Raw genomic sequence first — 25360 nt, 5'->3', positions numbered from 1 at the left:
CGCAAAGGCTCTGCACACAGAGATAAAATGCATAGGAACCACAAGACACCGGTTTGAATAAAACCGAGTTTATTAATAGTCAGAGGTCCCGGTTAAAACACACCGGGCAAAGGCAGAAAATGGGCCGAGGAAAGCGACAGCAGTGACGTTACTCAGCAACCTTTGCCGGGCGGGTAAAAACGACAATCATCAAACTCTCCTTTAAGAATAGTGTTACTCAGCGGCTTTCAGCATAACAACTATTATGGGCATTGGCGACAGAGTTTTGACCCAACTATAGCTTGCTGATGCTTGGTGATATCTTTTGGCAGCATGTTTATTAACTTATCACCGTAGCGGTAACTGATGCCGTAACCACCCAAGGGTATAAGAAAGCCTTTTATTTAAACCCTATAGAGGTTTTCACAAGTTCTACTCCTCAACCCTGAGGCTTGTCACTCAGAGCGTATTTTCTGTCTTATACTGTGCAACCCAATGAGATAAAGGCATAGGTTTGCCAAACAGATATCCTTGAAAACGCTGGCATCCAAGCGATTTAAGTAGTGCCAACTGCTCGTTGGTTTCTACTCCCTCCGCGATCGTTCTCATGTTTAATTTGTTGGCCAGTTCCAGTGTGGCTTGGACGAGTTTTAAATGTCTCTGGGAGTCGGTAATTCTATCGATAAATTCGCGATCAATTTTCAGCGTCGAGGCTGAGATATCGATCAGCTGCGATAGGGAAGCATGGCCTGTTCCAAAATCGTCAATGATGACACATACCCCCAGTTCGGAGAGACAGGTGAGGCGCTTACGGGTTTCGTCATGGCGTGCCATGGCGGATGTTTCAGTTATTTCCAACTCCAGTCGCCGTCTTAATAAGTGGCTTTCTGAATAATAGCGAAGCAATTTCTCATAAAAAGCGTCATCGAGAATTTCAGGTCCAGCCAGGTTAATAGCCACGGGCACGGAAGGCAACACAGCAGGCCAGTTTCGCAATATATCGATGGTTTTATTCAGAACCTGAGTAGAAAACTGCACATGCCAGTCATGTTGATCGATTTGCGGTAGGAATTGTTGTGGCGTCAGCACACTTTTATGACCTTGCTGGCGAATGCGAGCCAATGCCTCATACCCGGTAAGTTCGTTTTGGTCATTGAATTGAGGTTGCAGCCACAGTTCCAATGCCCGCTCGTCGAGGTATTGTTTAACCTTGTCACGTAGCAGACTGTTCCTGTGAATAGTACGGCTATAAATTTGCTCATATTCCACCACGTGATGCTTACTGTCAGCGCGGCTCAAGGCAATAGCACATTCCTCTATCAGTAGGTTGGCAGCTACCCCCTCTCGCTGCCGGCTAATTCCTACCCGCCAATCCAGCAGTAAGTCCAGGCAGCCTTCTGACATAGGTAAACTGATAAAACTCGGTAAGTATTGGGAAAGCCATTCCTGGGGTGTTTGACTCTGAAATGAGCTAACTGGTGCTGCCAGCATCAGTTTTGCGCCCGGAAAACGATAAAGGTGAACTTGCTCGGGCAGCTTACGGCGTAACTGTCGGGATAGTTCCACCAATAATTGATCACCTGTATTCAGACCGTGTTGAACATTCACTTCACGTAAATTGGCCAGTTTAAGAAGCAGCAAAACTTTGGGGTGTTTTAAACGTGAAAAAGCGCGCTCGTACCAGAAGTTGTGATTACGCAGGCCGGTCAGGCTGTCCAGAAAATAGAGGCGCTTGAAACTGTCCTGTTGTGAAATATTGTGGCAATGAATCAGCTGTTTCTTGTGATGTACCAAACTGGCTGGATGCAGTTCATAGTGGTCGTGAGGAGGAGCTTTAAGCTTACCGCGTATTTTTTTGCCAGGACTTAATGCTTCTTCAAAGTGAAATATTTGCGACAAACTTTGGCATGTTCCGCCCACTTGTCGGATTAGCTCACGGGCAGTCTGATTGCTTTGCAGAATGTTGCCTTGTTGGTCACAGAAAAAAGAGGCGGTACCACCATTGTCAAAAATCTCCTGATAACGATTTACTACTGCGCCTAATTTTCGGCTTTGTAAGGTCAACGCCTTGGATTGTCTGTCTAAGGTGGTAAGCAGACGCATCACAGCTAAAGGAAGACAAAAGTTGAAAAAGAGAAATACCAGACTACTGAGATAAGTGTGTGTCTGCGGCAAGCTAGCTTGCAGATTGAATAATTGTGGCAGTGGCGTATTACGAATAAGCAGGGCGTAGGGAATAATATTTAGCAGCATTGCCACAATGGCAGCCTTATTGCCGAAAAACAGGCGTACAAACAGGGGTAAAGTGAACAGAAACAGCAAACCGAATTTAGCTGACTCAAAATCAGGCACAAATAACAAGATGCTGACGCCAGCCAATACCACCGTAAACAACAGTCCAGCTGCGGCCAGATTTGTAGCAGATTTACCCAGGCTAAGCATTAAAACCAGCAGCACCACAAAGGTTGAGGTAATAGCCAGCACAAAGTGCCTATCCAATTGGTAGGCTGAATACGAAGAATGCAAAAGAATCACGAACGTCAGCAGTGTACCGCTAAGTAAAATGACCCTGAGTGCGCTTAGTTTCCAAATTCGGTTGTCGGCATCGGTAAAGTGCTCTTTTTCCAACAACAGATAATGTTTTATATGTTGATACAAGGTGTTCAACTTATTATTTCAACCTGTCAATACAACCAAACAGATAGAGCGCTAAACCATTGCATAACCAGCATGGCTGTGCAACCTTTTCGTATAAATGGTTTTCTCCTCGCCCACTCTTATTGCAATTTGGGTCGTCGCAGGTTTCACCAAATGCTGGATACGGCCGAGTCATGTAAATTTGAAATTAAGGGGAAAGTTACTGTGCCTATCTGCTAGGTGACGTCAGAAACTCGGACAGAGATGTTGTGCCGTCGTTTTGCGGCAAATTTTGCGCTCGCTGGCTGTTAAACAAAGGATATGTGAAAGGGGAGTGCTACACTCTCGATTCGCTCATTCCCGCCTGGAAATTGATAACTCTGGCCAGTACAAATAACCAGTCAGATAAACGGTTCAGATAGCGTAAACAAACGCCGGGCACCTCACGTTGATGGCTTAGTTCCACCATTCTTCGCTCGGCACGCCGGGCAATAGTCCGGCATACATGGGCTTGCGCTGCACTATGACAGCCGCCAGGCAAAATAAAACTGGTTTGCGCTGGGATGTCGCTTTGCCACTGATCGATTTGCTGTTCCAATCGTTCAACGTCGGTGTCGGTCAGTTTACTGCTGGCTGACAGGGCAAAGCCGATTTGAAACAGCTCTTGCTGCACTTGCTGAACGGCGGTTAGCTGGTCCAGCTCTTTAAGACCGGACGCCAGTAATCCCAGATGGGCATTGAGCTCATCCAGGGTGCCATAGCACTCCAATACAATATCCTGCTTACCAAGACGTTCGGGTTTATCTACGTATATCTGTGTAGTGCCTTTATCGCCACCTTTAGTGTAAATCTTCATTGTGCATCCTCATCCTTGGGGGGCGTTGGTGGATGGTAACGTCGCACTTCTACCACCATACCGAACATAGGGTGGTCAAAATAGTGCAGTTGTTTACTGATAATGCGGCGCAGTTGGTCAAAAGGCATGCCATAGAGTTGAAACTGAGCGGGTATCGCGTCGGCTGGCGCCATCTTGCCCTGTTCAGGCAAGGCAATGTGCATGGGGGCCGTGCCCATCAGGCCTGGCTGTCCTTCTTTACGGTACACCATATCGGCATCTACGTGCAGGTAAGGAACACGATTGATGTACTGCAGGTAAACTTTGAACAACCCATCCAGCTCCCAGAGTTCGTCGCTGCGTTCACCTGCTTCGCTATGCCTGCTGGGCTGAGTGTTAAGCAGTAAAGGTTCTGCCAGTGCTTTGTCTATCTGGGCCATCAAATCCAGTGCTGCATCCGAGGTATCATCTGTAGTCAGGTCATTGGACAAGGTGTCATCCTGAACGGGATAGCCGTTTATATCGTAGCTTCTGGCAAAGTTGCGTCCGGCAAACAGACGAACAGCTTTGGCTTTGCTACGACCAAATTGCACATTCTGGCGCCAGGCTAGATGCATTAAAGGCTCAATGCCGCGCTGGCGGTATAGGTCTCGAGCTAACTGACTAAGTTGTAATTGGTCTGTGGGCAACAGGTAGGGTGTCTGGCTGTAAGGCTGCTCAGTGCCATTTGGCCAAACCGGGGCTTGTTCGACAAAATTTTCCGGGCGGGGATGGGATACCAGCAAGTCTTCCAACCAAGCCTGTTCGAACTCATACTGACAGCCAACGCGTTGTAAGGAATACAAATCGACAAAATCTTCTGCTTGCCAGGCCGCTGAATTGGCCACTGGCACGGCGCCAACAATTTGTGCCTGGTCGGCCAACGCCTGTGGCTCGCTGGCAAAAATATCGTTGTCATTCGCTGAGCTGGCGAGGGCCGCTAATTGGGACTGCAGGGTATCAAGCAACTGAGGATCGCCAACATCAAATGCCTTATCCTGCGCAGGTACGGCAGGCCTACAGGTCGGCAGTGCAGCCCGTAATCCAGACGTATCTGGGTGCAGGAGCGGACTTAACAGGTCTATGGCGCGCTTATCACGTGGCGTGACAACCGGCTGGGGAAACTGCTCATCCAGGTTTTCAACCGCTTGACCTTGCTTATACAGCAGTACTTCAACCTCAAACCACCAATCCTGATTCTGGGCTTGGCCTGACGTGGTCGAAAGCGCCAACATCAGTCCTATCAGTGGTGCACGTCTTATTTGCATAGTCAGGCTGCCTGCAGTCGTTGTTTGAATTCATCCAGCATCGAAGCGATGAGTGTAACACGCTCCTGATGGGCTTCGGTTTTAATCGCAAATTTAAGTTTTTGCGGGCCGTCCAGCCGGTAAATTTTCGGCTGCGACTGAATGAGCTTGATAATAAAACCAGGATCGATGCGAGTATCCTGAGCAAACTCGACAAAACCGCCCACCGCACTGGCTTCGATTTTGTTAATACCGATACTGCGTGCCGCCAGCTTCATTTGGGTCAGTTTGATAAGGTTACGCGTCGCATCGGGTAACAAGCCAAAGCGATCAATCAGCTCAACCTGCACATCATCCAGATCTTCATCAGACTTGCAGTTGGCAATCTTCTTATACAGCGACAAGCGGGTGTTCACGTCGTTGATATAGTCTTCTGGCAGCAGGGCCGGAATGCGCAGTTCAATCTCGGTATGTTGCGACAAGGCCTCATCCAGGGAAGGTTCTTTGCCGTTTTTCAGCGCTTCCACAGCTTGCTCTAACATATCCATATACAGTGAGAAGCCGACACTGGCGATTTGTCCGGACTGATCATCGCCTAAAAGCTCACCGGCGCCGCGGATTTCCAAGTCATGGGTAGCCAGGGCAAAGCCTGCGCCCAAATCTTCCAGAGAGGCAATGGCTTCCAGACGTTTTTGTGCGTCTTTGGTCATGCGTTTAGGGTGCGGCGTGAGCAAATAGGCGTAGGCCTGATGGTGTGAACGACCGACCCGGCCACGTAACTGGTGCAACTGGGCCAAACCCAGATGGTCAGCTCTGTCCATAATAATGGTATTGGCCGAAGGCACGTCGATACCTGTTTCGATAATAGTGGTACACACCAGCACATTAAAACGCTGATGGTAGAAGTCCGACATAACCCGCTCCAGCTCCCGTTCTCGCATCTGGCCGTGACCTATGGCCACTCGCGCCTCCGGCACTATCTCGGCAATCTCGGCGGCGGTTTGTTCTATGCTGTCCACTTCGTTGTGTAGGAAATACACCTGACCACCACGCAGGATCTCACGCATAATGGCTTCGCGGATAAGCTGCTTGTCGCGCTGACGGACAAAGGTTTTGATGGCCAAACGTTTGGCCGGTGCGGTGGCGATAATGGACAGATCACGCATGCCCGACAGCGCCATATTCAGGGTGCGTGGAATCGGGGTGGGGGTCTGGGTCAGAATATCCACATCGGCACGCTGGGCCTTGAACTTCTCTTTCTGGCGCACACCAAAACGGTGCTCTTCATCGATGACCACTAAGCCTAAGTCGGCAAATTTCACATCATCCTGCAAAAGCTTATGGGTGCCGACCACAATATCCACCTTGCCGTCAGCCAGCGCTTCGAGGGTTTGCTTTTGGGCCTTGGCACTGGAAAAGCGCGACATCACTTCAATACGAAACGGCCAGTTGGCGAAACGGTCACGGAAGTTCTCAAAATGCTGCTGGGCAAGCAGGGTGGTGGGCACCAATATGGCCACTTGTTTACCGGCATTAGCGGCCAAAAAGGCGGCACGCATGGCGACCTCTGTTTTACCAAAACCCACATCACCACAAACCAGACGATCCATTGCGGTAGGGCTGCCCATGTCCTGAATCACGGCATTAATGGCCTGCTCCTGATCAGCAGTTTCCTCAAAAGGGAAACTGTCAGCGAAGCTCTGGTACTCATTCCAGTCGATGGGGATGGCAAAACCCGGTTTTGCGGCGCGCCGGGCATAGACATCCAAGAGTTGGGCGGCCACATCGCGGACTTTCTCTGCGGCCTTTTTACGCGCTTTGGCCCAGGCGTCGGTGCCCAGGTGGTGCAGCGGTGCATGGTCCAAATCACCACCGCTGTAACGGCTAATCAAATGCAGGGATGACACCGGCACATAAAGCTTGGCGCTGTTGGCATATTCAATGGTCAGGTATTCGGTGGTGACGCCGCCGGCATCCAGGGTTTGTAAACCCAGATAACGGCCCACCCCATGCTCCAGATGCACCACTGGCTGGCCGATAGACAGCTCGGCCAGATTGCGGATCACTGCCGCTTCGTCGGTGGCCTGACGTTTATCACGCAAACGCCGCTGGCTGATCTTATGCCCCAGCAACTCGGTTTCGGTGATCATCACCAGTTTGGCATCGGCCTCGGCGAGGGCAAAGCTGTGCTCGGCAATGTTGAGCATAATGCCCAGGGGCTCATGGCTGGCCAGGAAGCTGCTGAGGTTATCGAACACCTTAGGCTTGCAGGCAATCTTTTTTAGCAGCTCCAGCAGGCTTTCACGCCTACCTTGTGATTCCACACAAAACAGCACTTTATAGGCACTTTGCTGCCAGTTGGTTAACTGCTGGCTGAGGTTTAAAAGCGGCGTTTTGCTTTGTGGATTAACCGCGATATCGCTTACGGCCTGTGTGGCAAAGTTAACCCGACCGGCTTTGTCTTCCAGTGCCTGATGTTGGATGCTGATCCGCGGCCAGTCTTTAAAGCGGGCGAACAGCTCTTCCACTTTCAGATAAATCTCGGCTGGCGAGAGCAGGGGACGCAGAGGATCGTAACGATGCTGCTCAAAGCGCTCATGCAAATCCGCCCAGTAAAACTCGGCGGCATTGACCAAATCCCCTTGCATAAACAGCAGGCTGTCTGGGTGCAGGTAGTCAAACAAGGTGGCGGTTTGCTCGAAAAACAGCGGCAGATAGTATTCAATTCCGGCCGGCATAATGCCTTTGCCGACCTGATAGTAGACAGACTCTTTGGCGTTACTGGCGTCAAAACGGTCCACAAACTGGCGCCGGAACAGCTCAATAGCCGGTTTATCGGTGGGGAATTCACGCGCCGGTAACAACCTTATCTCCGGTACCTTATCGCCTGAGCGTTGGCTGTCGGTGTCAAACAAACGGATGCTGTCGACTTTATCGTCAAATAAGTCAATCCGGTAGGGCTCGCGGCTGCCCATAGGATACAAGTCAATAATACTACCGCGAATACTGTATTCGCCGTGGCTAAGTACCTGATTGACAGCGCTGTAGCCAGCGCGCTCCAGCCCCTGACGGAAGCTGTCTAAATCAAGACGTTGCCCTTGCTTGAGAATCAGCAGATACCTGGCCAGATAGTCCCTCGGTGCCATACGTTGCAGCAGGGTGTTTACCGGTACCACATACACACAAGGCTCTGGCTGGGTGAGGTGATAAAGGGTCTCAAGTCGCAGCGAGATAATGTCCTGGTGGGGCGAGAAGGTGTCGTAGGGCAGGGTTTCCCAATCAGGAAAGACCTTCACTGCGACCTTTCTTTCACCTTGCAGAAAACCTTCCACTTCGCGGGACAGTTTCAGCGCGCTGGGGGTGTCGGCCGTGACCAACAAAATCGAACGCTGACTGGTTTTGGCTGCATTGGCAATGGTCAGGGCCAGGCTGCTACCATGCAGATTGCCCCACTGAAGATGATCGCCCGGCTTTTTCGGCAGGGACGGTGCAAAAATACTGTTGGTCATGCTTACGTAGACGGCTTCTGTAAAGTCAGTCGATAGTCCACCTGGGGTGAACGTCCTATTCGCTGTCGCTGCGCTGTTTGGCCCGCTTGCGCAACTGCATAGTTTGCAGATGCAGGCTGGCACGCACCAGTAATTCCTGGTCTTCTTCGCGCAGTCGGTTGAAAAACAGGGAGATATGGTACTGATCAGCAACCTGCTCGCAAGCAATTACTTCACCGTAGCAAAATACCGCCGCCGCTTCTTCTTCTAAAAACAGCCTGAGCTCGCATTGCTGGCCTTCGTCGATGGAGTGGTCAGAACACAGAACTACGCCGCCACCGCCAAAGGCATGGCTGATATATTGCTCATCCTGCGACATTTGCTCATGCAGAATGTACGACATCATCAAGTCAATTTTGCGCGACTGGTGGTTCAGAAAGGTTACCAAATCCGCAGCATGCTCACTAAGATTGCGCAGCGGACGCAAGGCGGCGACTTCCAGCGCCGACATTTCACTGGCGATGCGAAACGCATAAGGCATGTGCTCGGTCAGTTGCTCGACAGCCGGTAACACAAAATCTGCAGCTAACTTGCGCACATTCACCTTAATAGGGTGTTTGATGCGGAAAAACTCGTCGAACTGCTGGCGTTTTTGCTCGAGGCTAGGTAACTCCATCCATACTCCTTTGCGGCTAATCCGGTCTTGCCGGTTCGGCCCTTGATTGTCCCTTAGCTTACACCTATTATCGGCCAACGATAAACAGGGCCTGCGTCGAAAGGACTGGTCGGGGTGTTTATCAGTCAAAATATGACCAATGCCTTCTAAGTATTGGCCTGAGGAAAATAACAAACCAGATGTTTTATCCCATTTCCGCTTATATTGGCCTGCGTTATGCCAGGGCCAGTAAAGGTAACCCCTTTATTGCTTTTATTAATGCCTTCTCGGTTGCCGGCATTGCCTTAGGTTTGACCGCCTTAATCACTGTATCGTCCGTGATGAACGGTTTTGAAGGCGAATTAAAAAAACGTATCTTGGGCATTAATCCACATATTCTGGTGGATACCACTGACGCCGTGACAGTGCAGCAAATCACTGCGCTTAATCATGTCCATGCAACCACGCCCATGCTGGAGTCCCAGGGGCTGTTACAATCGCCCCGCGCCTTACATGGCGTGATGATTCAGGGCATTGACCCGGATACCATGCCTAGCGATGCCATCATCAGTAACCATATGATGCTGGGTGAGTTAACCGAACTTAAAGCGGGAGACTATGGTTTGGTGCTGGGCCGGCCGCTGGCGGCCATGTTGGGATTGGGCATTGGCGATAAGGTGCGGCTGCTCAGTGCCGATGCCAGCGTTTATACCCCGCTGGGTAGAATGCCCAGTCAGCGGCAGTTTCGTATTACCGGTATTTTTGATGTGGGCTCTGAGCTGGACGATAAGGTGGTACTTATTCATCTGAATGACGCGCTCAAGCTATTGCGCGGTAAGTATGATGAGCTGGCTAAAACCCGACTGTTTCTGGATGACGCCTTTGCCTGGCAGTCGGTAACTGCCGAGCTTGAGACTATGGGACTGACGTCCAGCAACTGGCGTCAGCGTCAGGGACCGCTATTTGACGCGGTAAGTACCGAAAAAAATATGATGGCGCTGATGCTGGCGCTGATTGTCGCTGTGGCAGCCTTTAATATTGTGTCGGCCATGGTAATGGTGGTGACTGAAAAGCGAGGCGATATCGCTATTTTGCGCACTCAAGGCATGCTTGGCCGGGATTTGATTAATGTCTTTTTAATTAACGGCTTGTATAACGGCGTTAAAGGCACGCTGCTGGGCTTAGTCGGTGGTTTGCTGCTTGCCAGCCAGCTTAATAATGTACTGGATTTATTCGGTATTCACCTGCTTGCGACGCCCGATGGCTCAGGCTTGCCGGTTGATATTCAATGGCATCAGGTTGGTGTGATGCTGTTGATGTCTTTATCACTAAGTTTGGTGGCAACATTATACCCAGCCATTCGCGCAGCCCGCGTGCAGCCGGCCCAGGCTCTGCGTGATGAGTAATTGCTGTCAGTTAGAAATCGAAGGAAAAGTATGAATCCGTTATTAAGTTGCCAACACCTGACCAAGGAATATGACGAGGGTCCACAGCCAGTTAGAGTCTTGGAGGATGTCAGCTTTGAGGTCGGTGTGGCAGAGCAGTTGGCCATTGTCGGTAGTTCGGGTTCAGGAAAAAGTACCTTGTTGCATTTGCTTGGCGCTCTGGACAGCCCAAGCTCGGGTACTGTGCTGTTTGAAGGGCAGGATATTTTTGCCTTTAACACGGCCCGTCAGGCGGCTTTTCGTAATCAAAGTTTGGGCTTTGTATATCAGTTCCATCATTTGCTACCCGAATTTTCCGCGCTGGAAAACGTGGCCATGCCGCTGTTGATTGGCGGACAAGGGCATCAGCAAGCCAAGGCGCAGGCGCATGAGATTTTGCAGCGGGTGGGATTGGCAGCCAGGGCGGAGCATAAACCGGCCCAGCTTTCAGGTGGTGAGCGTCAACGGGTGGCGATTGCCAGGGCGTTGGTAAACCAGCCTAAGCTGGTGCTGGCCGATGAGCCTACGGGTAACCTCGACAATAAAACCGCCGAATCTATCTATATGTTACTGCGTGAGCTGACCCGGGATTTGGGCACCAGCTTTGTGGTGGTGACTCATGATTTACATCTGGCTGAGCGCTTAGACCGCACCTTGAGCCTGCACAACGGCAAGTTGGAGCAAAGGCCATGAATGGCAATTGGCGCCTTAGCAGTCAATTAGCCTGGCGATTCAGACGCAGTCGTGGTCAAAGCGGCTTTACCTCCTTTATCTCGGCGTCCTCTACTGTGGGGATCGCGCTGGGCTGTTGCGTGATGATTTTGCTGCTGTCGGTGATGAACGGCTTTGAGCGGGAATTGAAAGACCGCTTGTTGGCGGTGTTGCCCCATGGTGAACTACTAGCGGTAGCGCCCGAGGGTATCAGTGACTGGCGCAGGCAGCTTGAGCAGCTCAAGGAAGACTCCCGAGTGGCCTATGTGGCGCCGGTAACCAAAATGGCTGCCATGCTACAAAGTGCAGGCAAGATGAATGCGGTGCAGGTCACGGGTATAGATCCTGGCTTTACCCGCCCCTCAAGAATTAGTCTGATGACAGATCCCCAGCAGTGGCAGCAGTTTGAACTGCAGCCCAATGGGATTTTGCTGGGCCGAGGCATTATGAAAAAGCTTGGGGTGGAAGTCGGTCAGAAGGTGCAACTGCTAATGCCTCAGCAAAGTGACTCGCAGAGCTTTAAGCCACCAAAATCTGTATGGTTTGATGTGGTTGGCGCAGCGGGTATCGGCGGCGAACTGATCGATAATCACCTGGCCTTAGTGCACTTGAGCAAAGCGTCCGATATTTTGGGGGTAACCTCTGGTGCACAAGGATTGGAGTTTGGTTTCGCAGACCCGTTTCGCGCGCCGTTTTTAATGCGCGAGCTTGGCATGGCTTTTGAACAGTATGTGTATATTTCCGACTGGACTCGCACACACGGTCATTTATATCAGGATATCAAGCTGGTGCGGGCCGTAGTCTATCTGGTGCTGACCCTGCTGATTGCGGTGGCTTGTTTCAACATCGTGTCGACCCTGGTGATGGCGGTCAATGAAAAACGCCGGGAAATTGCCATGCTTAAAACCATGGGGGCAAAAGACAACCTGATTATCCGGGCCTTTATGTTGCAAGGTTTGTTCAACGGTTTGATTGGCACGGCATTCGGTGTTTCGGCCGGCTTGCTCTTGGCCTGGCAACTGTCATTTCTGGCTAAAGCGCTGGAACGGCTCGCCGGTATTACCTTACTGTCTGGTGACATCTATTTTATCGACTTTTTACCTTCGCAAATCCATTTAACGGATGTAATGGTGACAACATGTATTGCCCTGGGGCTTAGCACAGTGGCGACCTTGTATCCGGCCATTAAAGCGGCGCGTATCGAACCTGCTAAAGTGCTTGGGCACTAACCCCAAGCTTCGGCCGGCAAGGTAATTGCTGGTTCTGCTATTTACTGTATCTAAATGGCAACAGTGCTAAGAGAGATGAGCGTTATAAAGCTTACTTTGTCATTTTCTTGACGCTTTATTACGCAACCACCGCCAGTTTTAACCCGCCTCGTTTCCTTTTCTGGCGCGGTTTTTCCACAATTTCAACTAGATAGGTCAATGTTTCTAGCAAGTTGGTTCAATTCTTGCTCTGTTTTAGTTTTCTACATATTGCACTGGGTGGGTGAACAAGGTGGGTCAACTCGCTGTCGGGGCCGAGAATATGCTTAAATGGAGTCATAAGGCGGCCAATATCTGGATCATGTTGGTGGCTGCTGGATGTTTTGTTATTGAAGGGGTATTAATTAACCTATTGTTTCCATGGGTTATTTCCCCATTAATTGTGGCCTTTTTGTGGCTCAAATATTTACGTGCACATGGATTTCCAGGTGCCACAGCGGCGGCTAACGGATTTTTATTTGGGGCCAGTCTCTGTTTGTTATATGTACATATTGATTGGTTATTGTCCGGAGCTGTAAACCCTTCAATATCAGGTACACTAGCTCAAGTGTTTGTACTGGCACCGCTACAGGCCTTTGTTGTAGGTGGTTTGGTGTCTTTGCTGAGCTATTTTGCAAGTCGAATTAGGCGCTGGTAAGGGCGTTTTCACTGTAAAAATCAGTGACACTCTTTCAGCGCTTTCAATACCTTGGAATGGAATTCCCGTTGGTACATGACCATCATAGTGACCACTGACGCCAGCATGAACAGCCTTGGGTCGATAAACCAGGATAAGGTGGACAACGAAAAATAGGTCGCGCGCAGGCCGTAGTTAAATGAGTGTGCGGCCTGGTCAATAACTTTAGCCGTGCGGTTAGCGTAAAGATTCAGCTCTTCTTCTGTCATTTTGTTGCCGTTTGGCGCAGCACCTATTAATACACCACCAAAGCCATACTGACGTAATGACCAGGTAAACTGGAAAAACGCAAAGACAAAAATCCCAATCAGCAACAGCAGCTTGATTTGGATCTGCTGATTAGACTGCTCCGACAGACTTAACTGGTGGATCATAGCGTTAATTTCTTCCACCGATGCGGTGGCGGTGAGCAAACCCGCCAGAATCAGCAAGCAACTGGATGCAAAGAAAGTGATGTTGCGTTCCAGAGTCGAGATAATCGATACATCCGCTACCCGGTTTTCTCTTACCAGCATTTCGCTCATCCAGCGCGTGCGTTTGGCACGCAACTCACTGGCTAAGCAGGACGTATGCTTGGCTTTACGTTTGGCAAACAAGGTGTAGCCAATCCAAATGGCCAAAAACCAAAGTAGGGCGAGAGTATCAATTAAGGTCATAGAATGGATTTACTGATTACAATATTGAGGAATCTGCTAAACTGCGCGGCCCGAGCCTAGGGGCGTTTTCCCCCAAATACTACCGGCAAAAGATTACCCCGAATTCATGACAAAAGAAACGCATATTGCCTTAGCGCCGATGGAAGGTGTGGTGGACCATCTGATGCGCGACATGCTGACCCGTCTGGGCGGCTTTGATCTGTGCGTAACCGAATTCGTCAGGGTGGTAGACCAACTACTTCCGGCGCGGGTATTTCATCGTTTGTGTCCTGAATTACTGGATGGCGGCAAAACACCCGCAGGTGTGCCGGTCCGGGTACAATTGCTGGGACAAGATCCTACTTGTCTGGCCGACAATGCCGCGCGCGCAGTGGAGCTAGGCTCCCCCGGCATTGATTTGAATTTTGGCTGCCCGGCCAAAACCGTGAATAAAAGCAAGGGTGGGGCGGTATTGCTCAAGGAAACCCAAAGCTTGTATGAGATTGTGCATGCAGTCAGACAGGCTGTGCCCAGCGCTTTTCCGGTAACCGCCAAGATGCGTCTGGGCTTTGAAGATAAGAGTCTTGCCATCGACAACGCGTTGGCGCTGGAAGCCGCCGGTGCCAGTCTGATCACCATTCACGCCCGGACTAAGGTGGAAGGCTACAACCCGCCAGCGTATTGGGACTGGATTGCCAGAATCAAGCAACAGGTAAAAGTGCCGCTGGTGGCAAATGGTGAAATCTGGTCTGCGGCAGATGCGGCACTTTGTCAGGCGCAGTCCGACTGTCACGCCATTATGCTGGGACGAGGGGCATTATCTTTGCCTAATTTGGCGGCCGTGATTAAACAGCATCAGGCACCGATGAGCTGGGACGAAGTACGCAAGCTGCTGACCCGCTACTCCGGCTATGAGATATACGGTGACAAGGGTAAATACTATCCCAATCGCATTAAACAGTGGCTGGGCTACCTTAAACGCCAGTACGTGGAAGCTGATGCTCTGTTTGCCCGTATCCGCGCCATGCAGTCTTCTGAGCAGATTGTTGAGGCGTTACAACAGCCTTAAACCGATGGTCTGTATCAGTCAACAGACTGTCGCAATGAGCTTGATCCGGTTTAGTTAATTTGTTGTAGTGATTTTTCCTAAAACCATAAGCGGTCAACCCGCGCGGACTTACAGGGATATCATGAAAAAACAACAAACAGGGCGCTTGTTATTGGCCACCCTGACCATGGCGGTGCTCGCTGCCTGTGGTCAGAAAGCCGATAAACAACCTACCGCACCCCTGGTAGAAATCAATAAAGACCCTTACCCCAGCACCTATAAAGCCTTACCTTCACCGGCAACCTTGATCACTAATGTCAGTATTTTAGATGGTATTGGCGGCCAGATTGAAAAGGGCTCGGTGTTGTTCCAGGATGGCAAAATCGTCGCGGTAGGTACCCAGGTTGAGGCCCCGGCAGATGCTGTGGTGATCGACGGTAAAGGTAAATGGCTGACCCCTGGTATTATTGATGCCCACAGCCACTTGGGCGTATATGCCACGCCTGACGGTCCATCCCATTCTGATGGTAATGAAGCAACCAAGCCGGTTACTGCACAGGTGTGGGCCGAGCACTCTATTTGGCCGCAGGATCCCGGTTTTCGCCGAGCATTAGCCGGTGGTGTTACTTCGCTGCAGATTCTACCTGGCTCGGCCAACCTGGTGGGGGGGCGTTCAGTAACAGTGAAAAATCTGCCAGGGCGCACTATTCAGGATATGAAATTCCCGGATGCTCCTTATGGTTTGAAAATGGCGTGTGGCGAGAACCCAAAACGGGTGTACGGCAATAAAGGTGGTCCATCAACCCGAATGGGTAATGTGGCTGGCTACCGCCAGGCGTGGGCAGATGCTCAGGACTATCAGCGTAAGTGGGATAAATATGCCGAGGAACACAAGGCAGGTAAGAATCCCACGCCTCCTAAACGTGATTTGACGCTGGATACTCTGGCTGGTGTGTTGAATGGTGAGATCCTGGTGCATATGCACTGCTACCGGGCTGACGACATGGGCACTATGCTGGATTTGATGAAAGAGTTTGATTATAAAATCGCCTCCTTCCAGCATGCCGTTGAGGCTTATAAGATTGCTGACCGTTTAGCCACAGACAATGTGTGCTCGGCCATGTGGGCTGATTGGTGGGGCTTTAAGATGGAAGCCTATGATGGCATTCGTGAAAATATTCCCATGGTTCATCAGGCAGGTGCGTGCGCCATTGTTCACTCCGACAGCGACCTGGGTATTCAGCGCTTGAATCAGGAAGCGGCTAAAGCCCTGGGTGATGGTCAGCGTGCGGGTATCGACATCAGTAAAGCGGTGGCCTGGCAATGGCTGTCGGCCAATCCGGCCAAATCACTGGGCATTTTTGACAAGACCGGCTCGCTGGAAGTGGGTAAAAATGCTGACCTGGTGCTATGGAGTGCGGATCCCTTCTCAACTTATGCGCAGGCTGAGCGGGTTTATATAGACGGTGGACTGGCCTTTGATCGTCAGAGCCCTGAGAGTTGGCCGGTATCTGATTTCGAATTGGGTCAACCAGGTGAAGGAGACGTAAAATGAAAAAGACCAGTTTAGCTTTACTCACCGGCCTGTTGAGCCTCGCTGCACAAGCAGAAAATATCGCTGTGGTGGGTGGTTTCGTACATACCATGTCTGCGCAGGGCAGTGTGGATAACGGCACGGTGCTGATTCGTGACGGCCGTATTGAAGCCATTGGTCAGGGCATTGAGATTCCTGCACATTTTCGTGTTATTGATGCGAAAGGAAAAATTGTCACCCCTGGCCTGATTGGCGCCTATACCTCGGTTGGCCTGGTGGAAGTCGGCTCGTCTGCGGGTACCGTAGATGCCAGTTATAAGCCGCAGGATTTTTCTAAAGCGGGTTCGGCATTGGATGTCTCTTACGCCATCAACCCTGACAACTCGGTACTGGATGTTAGCCGCATTGAGGGCTTTACCCTGGCAGCTACCGGTATGTCCAGCACTCATACGCTGTTTGGCGGCCAGGGGGCTATTATCAGCCTGGGTGATAGTGACAATCTGGTTAAACCTAAGGCCTTTATGAGCTTGTCGGTGAATAACGGTGGGGCCGATGATGCTGGCGGTAGTCGCGCTTCGCTGTGGCCACAAGTGGAAAATGCCTTTGCCGAGGCTGAAGCCCTAAATGGCAAAGCCCTGTCAGCGAAAGACGAATGGCACGGTTATCTCAGCAAGGCTGATGTGAATGCCCTTATTCCGGTGGTAACCGGCAAGATGCTGCTGGTCGTGGATGCACGTCGTGCCTCGGATATCCGCCAGGTGCTGGCCTTTAAGGCCCGTCATCCTAAACTTAATCTGGCTTTGCTGCGCGCCACAGAGGGCTGGCGGGTGGCCGATGAAATTGCCAAAGCCGGTGTACCAGTGATTCTCGACCCTGAACCAAACCTGCCTTATGCCTTTGATATGTTGGCTTCAACTATGGCCAACGCCGGCCGTTTGGATGCCGCAGGAGTACAAGTCTCTATTGGCGTGGAAACCCATAACCTGCGCCTGGCCACTCAGCATGCCGGGAATGCGGTGGCCAATGGTTTACCCTGGCAGGATGGCCTGGCAGCCCTGACTATCAATACCGCGAAATTGTTCGGTATTGATAAGGACTACGGTAGCCTGGAAAAAGGTAAGGTGGCAGATCTGGTCATTTGGTCAGGCGACCCACTTGAAGCCATGCAGGCTCCCGAGCAGGTACTGATTAACGGTGAAGCTATTAAGATGGAATCCCGTCAGACCAAACTGCGTGACAGGTACCTAAACCTGAAACGTGATACACCACACCAGTATATGCGTCCTTAAATCAGAAAAGCGCCATTTGGCGCTTTTCTTCTTTTCAGACCCAAAGCCTTATCAGGCCTGGGTATTAATCTGGCTGCCAACCCGCTGATTAGGATCGGGCTCGCTGCGTTGAACTTCCAGCTCAGCCTGACGTTGCTGTTGGTCAGCCTGGCGTGACTCTGGCTGTTCCTGCCGCGGTTGCGGCTGAATATTTTGCACATTAGTACCGGATGCGGATCCAATTTCCATGTTCACCTACCTTTTTGTTCAATCCTGATGGTTGATAAAGTGTAGTTCAGTTTATGCCTACTTGATCAAGAAGGGCTCAAGTTGTTTACGCATAAATTCAGCGATCAGAGGTTGTGCTTCCTCGTTGGGGTGAATACGGTCTTTTTGCATCAGCTCGGGGTTTAAGGCAACATCTTCCAGCAGAAATGGCAGAAGCGGTACATCATGGGCTTCGGCCAGTTGGCTGTAGCTATCGGTGAACATTTGGGTGTAGCGCCTACCGTAATTGGTTGGGATTTGCATTTGTTGCAGCAATACCACCACCTGTTCTTGGCGTGCGAGCGCAATCATGGCCTCGATGTTGGCTTTGAATTTATCTACCGGATAGCCTCGCAGTCCATCATTGCCGCCCAGTTCAATCAACAGGTGGCTGGGCTGATGTTGCTCGAGTAATCGGGGTAGGCGGGCTAAGCCACCGTCTGTGGTTTCGCCGCTGATTGCCGCGTTAATCACATCAATGCCTTTACTCTGCCACGAATTTTGTAACAAACTCACCCAGCCTTGTTCTTGCTTCATGCCATAGGCTGCGCTTAGGCTGTCACCTAACACCAGTAATTTGACCTGCGCCGCCTTCAATTGATCCGAAAAGCACAGCAGGGGTATAACAATCAGGATAACCTTGAGAGTTGAATACACGATGACGTTGACCTCCAATATGATAAGTACCAAGGCGATTACCAAAACTGTGACTACCAGCCAGGGCGAGTTACAGATCCTTCAACCGATCAGTTTTGATGTCAAGGCTGGTGAGACTGTTGCCATTGTTGGTGCGTCAGGTTCGGGAAAATCCACCTTATTGGGCCTGCTGGCCGGTTTGGATCAGGTATCCAGTGGCGAGATTTATCTGGATAATCAGCCGCTACATAGCATGGATGAAGAACAGCGGGCACGCCTGCGTGGTGAGAAGGTCGGCTTTATTTTTCAAAGCTTTATGCTGGTACAAAGCCTGACCGCACTGGAAAATATTATGTTACCGGCCGAGATTGCCGGGCTGAGCGATGCGCGCAAACGCGCTCTGGAAGCCTTGGAACAAGTGGGCCTGTCCCATCGTGGCAGCCACTATCCTAACCAGCTAAGTGGCGGGGAACAGCAGCGGGTGGCCATTGCCAGAGCATTTATAACCCGGCCTAAGATTTTATTTGCCGATGAGCCCACCGGCAATCTTGATGCCGCCAATGGCGATAAAATTGAAAACCTGCTGTTTGATTTAAATCAGCAGCTTGGCACCACCTTAATTCTGGTCACTCATGACAGCGAATTGGCCGCTCGCTGTCAAAGGCAACTGAAAATGCACGGCGGCGTGCTGGAAGATACCTCAGTGACAGCACTGGAAGGACAGCGTCATGCGGGGTAATGCCATGGCTCTGAGCCTGTCATGGCGCCTATTTCGTCACGAGGCGCGGCGCGGTGAGCTGACGGTTATTCTGCTGGCGATAGTGTTGTCTGTGGCCTCGGTGCTGTCGTTGTCACTGTTCAGCGAACGTTTGCAATCGGCGCTATCGGACAAAAGTGCTGAGTTTCTGGCCGCAGACCGTATGCTGGGCTCGGATAAACCCGTTCCTGATAGCTGGTTGGAGGAGGCTCGCCAGCGTGGATTGGCGGTCTCTCAGCGTAATCAGTTGCGCTCTATGGCATTTGCTAATGACAAGATGATGCTCACCGATGTCAGAGCGGTGGACGCTTTCTATCCCTTGAAAGGTGTAGTCAAAGTATCAGATATGCCATTTGGTCTGCCACAGGAAACCCGAGACTTACCCGCACTAGGCGAGGTCTGGATCGGTTCGCGCTTGTTTCAGGTACTGGGCATATCCCTGGGTGATGAACTGGAAATAGGCGATAAAGCCTTTGTGGTGAGTAAAGCCGTGATTGAGTTGCCGGATGGCGGCTTTAACCTGTTTGGCGGCGACCCTGTGGTGTTGATGAACCTGGCCGACCTGCCAGCGACTAATGTGACCGGGCCGGGCAGTCGTACCGACTATGATTATCTGTTTGCCGGAGAGGATAGTGCGCTGGATGATTACTACGCCTACCTTAAACCTCAACTAAACCGTGAGCTGCATTACTGGCGCTCAGTGAAAGACGAAGACTCACCTCTGGGGCGCTCGGTTAAACGTGCCGAGCAGTATTTTCTGCTGGCCAGTTTGCTGGCCATCGTGCTGGCGGCCGTGTCCATTGCGGTGGCCGCGCAGCGTTATAGTCAGCGTCATTACGACCCGGTCGCTATTATGAAAACCCTGGGCGCACCGGCGGCCATGGTACGACGGGTATATTTGCTGCAAATTCTGTTTATTACCTTGCTTGGTATCGTGGTCGGTGGTGTGGTGGGATTTGGCATTCAGCAACTGATTGCCAGTCTGATTGCCGACAAAGTGCCGGTGGCACTGGACACCTGGTACTGGCGACCGTTCTTTATTGCCATTTTTACCGGCTTGGTGTGCGCCATGTTGTTCTCCTTGTACCCTTTGTTGAAGCTCTTTTCTGTGCCACCGCTACGCGTACTGCGTCGGGACTTAGGTGCCAGTATGGGCTCCAGAAGTCTGCAATTCGTGGCAGCGGGTCTGGCCATTTTCCTGCTGATGTGGGCCTACAGCGGTAATCTGACCATTAGCGCTATCTTGCTGGCCTGCGGGCTGCTGCTGGTGGCCTCATTGATGCTGGTTACCCTTGGGCTGATTGCCGTCGGGCGCAAATTGGGGCAAGGCAGAATGGGAGCCTGGCAGTTGGCCTGGGCACGCATATCCCGCCGGGCGATGGACAATTCGGTACAACTGATCAGCTTCGCGGTGACTATTATGCTGCTGCTGGTGGTACTGGTGATGCGCAATGACATGGTGCAGCAGTGGCGGGATCAGTTACCTGAGGGCACACCTAATTACTTTATGATCAATATTACCCAGCAGCAGTTGCCAAAACTGGAGCAGCATTTTGTTGAGCATGGTGTTGATATCGAACATTTCTATCCTGTGGTGCGCGGGCGTTTTGCCGCCATCAATGAGGAAACTATACGTACCGATGTGAGCAAGGAAGAAGACAGCAACAGTCGTGGTCGCCAGGGCCTGGGGCGTGAAGCCAATCTGACCTGGAGTAACCAGTTGCAACACGAGAATCATGTGGTGGAAGGAACCTGGCATGGTGAACAGAGCAGTGAAGGTGAACCTCGGGTATCAGTGGAAAAGGAAGTAGCCCTGCGTTTAGGCATTAAGATGGGGGATTTGCTGACCTTTAATATTGGCAGTGAGGTGGTTAAGGCCAAAGTCAGCAGCGTTCGGGAAGTAAACTGGCAGACCATGCAGCCGAATTTTTTCTTTGTGCTTGAACCTCGCAGCATGGCTAATTTCTCGCCCACTTATATCACCAGTTTCCACTTAGACAGTGATAAAAAGCCAGAATTAGCCGGATTAATGGCTCCTTTTCCTACTGTCAGCCTGTTTGATGTGGACGCGCGTATTAACCAGTTGCGCAGCATTGTGGAACAAGTATCCATGGCCGTGGAATTTATTTTGGTACTGGTGCTCTGTGCCGGTACCTTAGTATTGGTGGCGCAGGTACAGTCTAGTATGGATGAACGGATGCAGGAGCTGGCGATACTGCGTACGCTGGGGGCAAAAGGCTTGCTTATTCGCATGAGCGTGATTCTGGAGTTTGTGATAATCGGCATGGTGGCCGGGTTAATGGCAGCCATGGCTAATGAACTGGCGCTTTATTTGCTGCAAACCCAGATATTTAATATGCAGGCTAGTATTCATTGGGATTTCTGGCTCTTAGCGCCGCTGGTTGGCGCTTTGGTGGTGGGGATCCTGGGGGCATTAAGCTGTTGGCGGCTGTTGTCCTTTAACACCAGTGAGCTGTTAAGACGCATGATTTAGCAAAAAACGGGCGAAAGCCCGTTTTTTTATAAATCCGTCACAACAAATTCAGCTTTTCAGCAAGTTCTCAAGAGCTGGTTTCAAGTGTTGAAACTGAAAATGGAAACCGGCTTCTTCCAGGCGGGTGGGGATGACCCGTTGGCCGGTTAGTAGCAGCTCTGACATGTCGCCAAACAGCATTTTCAGTACAAAGCCCGGCATGGGGAAAAGACAGGGACGTCCTAGCACGCTGGCCAGAGTTTCAGAAAATTCCTGATTAGTAACCGGATTGGGGGCGGTCAGATTATAGGGGCCCTGACAGTCGGGGGTTTCCAGCAAAAAGCGAATGGCCGCCATCATATCGCTGATATGGATCCAAGACATAAACTGCCTGCCGTCACCCATGCGGCCACCTAAACCGGCCCTGAAGGCGGGCAGCATTTTAATCAGCGCACCTCCTTTGCGGCTGAGCACAATACCGGTGCGCAGCAAACATACGCGGGTGTGTTCACTTTGCGCCTGCAGGGCTATCTGTTCCCAACGATGGCATAGCTGATGACTGAACTCATCATGGGGAGTGCGATGGTATTCGCTGATCAGCTCTTCATCCTGTCGCCCGTAATAGCCTACGGCGGATCCGCTCAGGAAGACTTTGGGCGGAGTTTGGCTGCGTTGACATAGGTCTACCAGTTTCTCGGTGATCTGCCAGCGACTCTGACAGATTCTGTCCTTTTGTTCCTTGCTCCAGCGTTTATCGGCGATGGGTTCACCGGCTAAGTTGATAACAGCGTCAAAGCCATCCAGATTCGGCAATTCATTAAAGGAGGATATCCAGGTGGCTCTGCGGCCAAGGGCCAATTCGGCTTCGGCCAGATTCCGGGTCAACACGGTGACATGGTAACCCTCAGGCAACCTTGATAACAGGCGCGTGCCAATGAGTCCCGTTCCACCCGTCATCAATATCTGCATGCTAAGAAAAATCCTTTACAGCTCAAAGCTTACTACAAGATAAGCACAGAGAGACTGAATCAGCAAAACGCAGTGCATGGGGTTTGTCTACTTCGGCTTCGGCACGAATGACCCAAGGATGCTCTGCAGCGATGGCCAAGATGTCCGAGGTGAGCTTCTCCAATAAGGAGAAACGGTTGTTTTCAACCAGATCGATAATTCGCTTGGTGATGGTGCGGTAGTTCAACGCATCCTGCATATCATCAGTGTTGGTTGCCTGCTCAGCCTGATAATGAATAGTTACGTTGATCAGTACGTCCTGTTTGTTTTCAATTTCGTCCTGCTTGATACCTATATAGGTGCGCAGACGCAGATTTTTAATTCGAATAATGGCAGGGTTCAACTTCATTGAGCACATCCGTTTTCTTGATTTTGTTTCAAACACATAAGGCTTTTGGTAATTTTGCCACAAGCTGAGTCTGTTCACCTTGGAATATGGAAATAAAAAACTCTTCATCCAGCAAAGTCTTGCTGACCATGGCGGCCCTTGTTGTGATTCTGGCGGGGGTAAAAGCCGCCAGTAGCATATTAGTGCCTTTCTTATTATCGGTATTTATCGCTATGGCCTGTAATCCGCTGATTACCTGGGCTAGCCGTTACCGCGTACCACGTTGGCTGTCAGTCATATTGGTTATACTGCTGATTGTGATTTTTGGATTTATGCTTGCCGGATTAGTGGGAAATTCCATGAACGAATTTTCCCGTAACTTGCCTGAGTATAAAGAGCAACTGGCAGGCGAATTAAACTGGCTGGTCAGCCAACTGGCGGCCTTGAATATTCATCTGGACAGAACGCAGTTGCTGTCTTACCTGGATCCCGGTCTTGCCATGAACATGGCCTCTAACCTGCTCTCTGGAGTAGGGGCGGTAATGACCAACTTCCTGCTTATCCTGTTGACCGTGGTGTTTATGTTATTCGAAGCGGAGTCTGTGCCGCGCAAGGTACATATTGCCCTGGCCGATCCGGCCATGAAAATTCAGCAGATCGACAAGTTTTTATCTTCTATTAAAGACTATCTGGCGATCAAAACCCTGGTGAGCCTGGCAACGGGTTTTCTGGCGGGTCTGATGCTTTATTTACTCGGCGTAGATCATTTCATGCTGTGGGCGGTGTTGGCCTTTTTGCTCAATTACATCCCTAACATTGGTTCCATTATCGCTGCTGTGCCCGCTGTGCTGCTGGCACTGGTGCAGCTTGGCCCGGCGACCGCAGGATTGGTGGCCCTGGGTTATGTGATGATCAATACCCTGATGGGTAATGTGATTGAACCGCGTTTTATGGGCCGTGGCTTAGGCCTGTCGACCCTGGTGGTATTTTTATCTTTGATTTTCTGGGGCTGGTTGCTCGGTACTGTGGGGATGTTGCTGTCGGTGCCGCTGACTATGATTGTCAAAATTGCTCTGGAGTCCACCCAGGGCGGTCGCTGGTTTGCGTTATTGCTGGCCGATGACGTTAAGGCAAAGGAAAACGCAAGCTGATCCTGGCACCACCCAGTTCTGAATCACGAATTAACAGGGTACCGTTATAGGCGGCGACCAAATCGGACACCACTGCCATACCGATGCCCTGCCCACTGGCATAAGAATCTAAACGGGTGCCCCGACTGAGTAAATCCTGGCGTTTTTCAGCCGGGATCCCGGGGCCGTCATCTTCAATATCAATACAAAGCTGTTCATTGGTATGCAGGCTGACTCTAACCTGATGCTGAGCAGCTTTACAGGCGTTGTCCAACAGGTTGCCAAACAGTTCCATTAGATCCGTTTGATCACCGGGCAAGGATAAGGCATGAGGGTCGATTAGCTGTATGTTCAAGTGCTTATCTGCATGTACCTTGCTCATGGCATTGATTAGCTTATTTAGCAGTGGTGCCAGAGGCTCAGCTTGTTGCCAGCCGCTGCCTATTCCGGCTACCGCCCGTTTAAGCTGACGGGCAATAATACTTTCAATTTGCTCCAATGGCTCTTTGGCACTGAGGGGTAAATCCGGGTTACCTTTCAGTACCGCCAGGGGAGTTTTAAGGTTGTGGGCCAGATCGCCCAGGCTATGATGATAGCGACTGCGCTGCTGCTGTTCTGAGTCCAGCAGATGGTTGAGACTGGCCTTCAGGTGTTCAAGTTCGGGAGGGAAGTCCCCTTCAGCCCGGCGCTGTTTCCCTGATTCCACTTCACTAATTTGTCTTACCAGGCCACCGATTGGCTTCAGCGCGGCATTTAAACTAAAAGCAAGCAGTGCAATTAGCAACAAGGCAACAAAAGCCAGCCACTGCCAAAGGGTATAACGAAAGGTCGACAGCTCACTGTCGAACAGCCTGCCTTCCATCAGAATATGAAAGGTAACCGGGAACATCAGGCTTCTGTCTTCAAATTCCGCTGTGTAGCTGAATTGAAAAAAAGTACGGCCGTTAATTTGCTTCGACAGAAAAAGCTCGTCACCCACACCGGGGCGTTGCAGGTCCGGCAGCTTTTGCCAATGTAACGTGGACTCGGATTGCCAGAGCGGCAACATATGCATGGAAATAAGCGCATAGGTGCCAGAGTCGGGAATGTTCAGGCTGTTGTTGAATAAGGTCTCCGGCATCTGAATAACACCGTTAACCACTTCAAACTCAGAAATCAGCCCCAGATTCTGAATGCGAAGTTGATCCTGCATGGATTGGGTCAGACTGTTGGTGTATGCCTTTTCAAGGGTGAGTGCGGTCAGTGGCAAAAAGACCACCAACACCAACATGGCCGCAGCAAAACTACGGCCTTTTAACGACCATCTGCGCATGGAAA

General features: G+C 51.0%; 21 protein-coding genes. 10 read left to right on the top strand and 11 right to left on the bottom strand.

The window, feature by feature from the left end:
* Positions 1-438: 438 nt before the first annotated feature.
* The 5 genes from J0A65_RS08620 to J0A65_RS08600 all read right to left on the bottom strand — a co-directional run bounded on the left by J0A65_RS08620 (position 439) and on the right by J0A65_RS08600 (position 8901).
* Positions 439-2646: a GGDEF domain-containing phosphodiesterase gene (locus J0A65_RS08620; RefSeq protein ID WP_206593761.1), complete on the bottom strand. Its 2208-nt coding sequence runs from the start codon at positions 2644-2646 to the stop codon at positions 439-441.
* Positions 2647-2953: 307 nt separating this feature from the next.
* Complete coding sequence (locus J0A65_RS08615) at positions 2954-3472, bottom strand: cob(I)yrinic acid a,c-diamide adenosyltransferase (RefSeq protein ID WP_206593760.1); 519 nt, start codon at positions 3470-3472, stop codon at positions 2954-2956.
* Complete coding sequence (locus tag J0A65_RS08610) at positions 3469-4758, bottom strand: CsiV family protein (protein ID WP_206593759.1); 1290 nt, start codon at positions 4756-4758, stop codon at positions 3469-3471. The genes J0A65_RS08615 and J0A65_RS08610 overlap by 4 nt, the downstream gene beginning before the upstream one ends.
* Before the next feature lie 2 nt (positions 4759-4760).
* Positions 4761-8246, bottom strand: coding sequence for a transcription-repair coupling factor (gene mfd / locus J0A65_RS08605; RefSeq protein ID WP_206593758.1), 3486 nt, complete (start codon positions 8244-8246; stop codon positions 4761-4763).
* 55 nt (positions 8247-8301) lie between these two features.
* Positions 8302-8901: a PilZ domain-containing protein gene (locus J0A65_RS08600; protein WP_206593757.1), complete on the bottom strand. Its 600-nt coding sequence runs from the start codon at positions 8899-8901 to the stop codon at positions 8302-8304.
* Between the two features lie 179 nt (positions 8902-9080).
* On the opposite strand from J0A65_RS08600, the gene J0A65_RS08595 reads away from it, so the two are divergent.
* From J0A65_RS08595 to J0A65_RS08580, 4 genes are all read left to right on the top strand, one after another.
* A complete protein-coding gene (locus J0A65_RS08595; protein WP_206593756.1) occupies positions 9081-10286 on the top strand; it encodes a lipoprotein-releasing ABC transporter permease subunit in 1206 nt (401 codons plus the stop codon).
* A gap of 30 nt (positions 10287-10316) precedes the next feature.
* The gene (gene lolD / locus J0A65_RS08590) at positions 10317-10997 is read left to right on the top strand and encodes a lipoprotein-releasing ABC transporter ATP-binding protein LolD (protein WP_206593755.1); all 681 of its coding nucleotides are present in this window, start codon (positions 10317-10319) and stop codon (positions 10995-10997) included.
* Positions 10994-12244, top strand: a complete 1251-nt coding sequence (locus J0A65_RS08585; RefSeq protein ID WP_206593754.1) for a lipoprotein-releasing ABC transporter permease subunit — start codon at positions 10994-10996, stop codon at positions 12242-12244. The genes lolD and J0A65_RS08585 overlap by 4 nt, the downstream gene beginning before the upstream one ends.
* Before the next feature lie 271 nt (positions 12245-12515).
* Positions 12516-12920, top strand: a complete 405-nt coding sequence (locus J0A65_RS08580; RefSeq protein WP_206593753.1) for a hypothetical protein — start codon at positions 12516-12518, stop codon at positions 12918-12920.
* Between the two features lie 20 nt (positions 12921-12940).
* Here the strand turns inward: J0A65_RS08580 and J0A65_RS08575 are convergent, their stop codons facing one another.
* Positions 12941-13615: a DUF599 domain-containing protein gene (locus J0A65_RS08575; RefSeq protein ID WP_206593752.1), complete on the bottom strand. Its 675-nt coding sequence runs from the start codon at positions 13613-13615 to the stop codon at positions 12941-12943.
* A 106-nt stretch (positions 13616-13721) separates the two neighbouring features.
* Here J0A65_RS08575 and J0A65_RS08570 point away from each other — a divergent pair, with 106 nt between their 5' ends.
* From J0A65_RS08570 to J0A65_RS08560, 3 genes are all read left to right on the top strand, one after another.
* A complete protein-coding gene (locus J0A65_RS08570) occupies positions 13722-14663 on the top strand; it encodes a tRNA-dihydrouridine synthase (RefSeq protein ID WP_206593751.1) in 942 nt (313 codons plus the stop codon).
* Positions 14664-14784: 121 nt separating this feature from the next.
* Positions 14785-16197: an amidohydrolase gene (locus tag J0A65_RS08565; protein WP_206593750.1), complete on the top strand. Its 1413-nt coding sequence runs from the start codon at positions 14785-14787 to the stop codon at positions 16195-16197.
* Positions 16194-17465 carry an amidohydrolase family protein gene (locus J0A65_RS08560; RefSeq protein WP_206593749.1) on the top strand — a complete coding sequence of 424 codons (1272 nt, stop codon included), beginning with the start codon at positions 16194-16196 and terminating at the stop codon, positions 17463-17465. The genes J0A65_RS08565 and J0A65_RS08560 overlap by 4 nt, the downstream gene beginning before the upstream one ends.
* A gap of 51 nt (positions 17466-17516) precedes the next feature.
* Here the strand turns inward: J0A65_RS08560 and J0A65_RS08555 are convergent, their stop codons facing one another.
* Complete coding sequence (locus J0A65_RS08555) at positions 17517-17693, bottom strand: hypothetical protein (protein WP_206593748.1); 177 nt, start codon at positions 17691-17693, stop codon at positions 17517-17519.
* 57 nt (positions 17694-17750) lie between these two features.
* Complete coding sequence (locus tag J0A65_RS08550; protein ID WP_416135303.1) at positions 17751-18368, bottom strand: arylesterase; 618 nt, start codon at positions 18366-18368, stop codon at positions 17751-17753.
* Position 18369: 1 nt separating this feature from the next.
* On the opposite strand from J0A65_RS08550, the gene J0A65_RS08545 reads away from it, so the two are divergent.
* Complete coding sequence (locus J0A65_RS08545; RefSeq protein WP_232848411.1) at positions 18370-19086, top strand: ABC transporter ATP-binding protein; 717 nt, start codon at positions 18370-18372, stop codon at positions 19084-19086.
* Positions 19076-21598 (top strand): ABC transporter permease, encoded by a 2523-nt coding sequence (locus tag J0A65_RS08540; protein WP_232849823.1) that lies wholly within the window; start codon positions 19076-19078, stop codon positions 21596-21598. Before J0A65_RS08545 ends, J0A65_RS08540 begins: the two co-directional genes overlap by 11 nt.
* 48 nt (positions 21599-21646) lie before the next feature.
* Here J0A65_RS08540 and J0A65_RS08535 read toward each other — a convergent pair whose 3' ends face one another.
* Together J0A65_RS08535 and folX are read right to left on the bottom strand one after the other, a co-directional pair.
* Positions 21647-22546: a TIGR01777 family oxidoreductase gene (locus J0A65_RS08535; protein ID WP_206593747.1), complete on the bottom strand. Its 900-nt coding sequence runs from the start codon at positions 22544-22546 to the stop codon at positions 21647-21649.
* Positions 22547-22568: 22 nt separating this feature from the next.
* The gene (gene folX, locus J0A65_RS08530; RefSeq protein ID WP_206593746.1) at positions 22569-22934 is read right to left on the bottom strand and encodes a dihydroneopterin triphosphate 2'-epimerase; all 366 of its coding nucleotides are present in this window, start codon (positions 22932-22934) and stop codon (positions 22569-22571) included.
* A gap of 86 nt (positions 22935-23020) precedes the next feature.
* On the opposite strand from folX, the gene J0A65_RS08525 reads away from it, so the two are divergent.
* The gene (locus tag J0A65_RS08525) at positions 23021-24064 is read left to right on the top strand and encodes an AI-2E family transporter (RefSeq protein WP_206593745.1); all 1044 of its coding nucleotides are present in this window, start codon (positions 23021-23023) and stop codon (positions 24062-24064) included.
* Here the strand turns inward: J0A65_RS08525 and J0A65_RS08520 are convergent.
* Positions 24039-25355 carry an ATP-binding protein gene (locus J0A65_RS08520; protein ID WP_206593744.1) on the bottom strand — a complete coding sequence of 439 codons (1317 nt, stop codon included), beginning with the start codon at positions 25353-25355 and terminating at the stop codon, positions 24039-24041. The genes J0A65_RS08525 and J0A65_RS08520 overlap by 26 nt on opposite strands.
* Positions 25356-25360 lie beyond the last annotated feature (5 nt).

It is taken from the genome of Bowmanella yangjiangensis, from assembly GCF_017255015.1.
GTDB classification, from domain to species: Bacteria; Pseudomonadota; Gammaproteobacteria; order Enterobacterales; family Alteromonadaceae; genus Bowmanella; species Bowmanella yangjiangensis.
The sequence above is the reverse complement of the archived record's forward strand: the minus strand, read 5'-3'. Positions and strand labels throughout refer to the sequence as shown.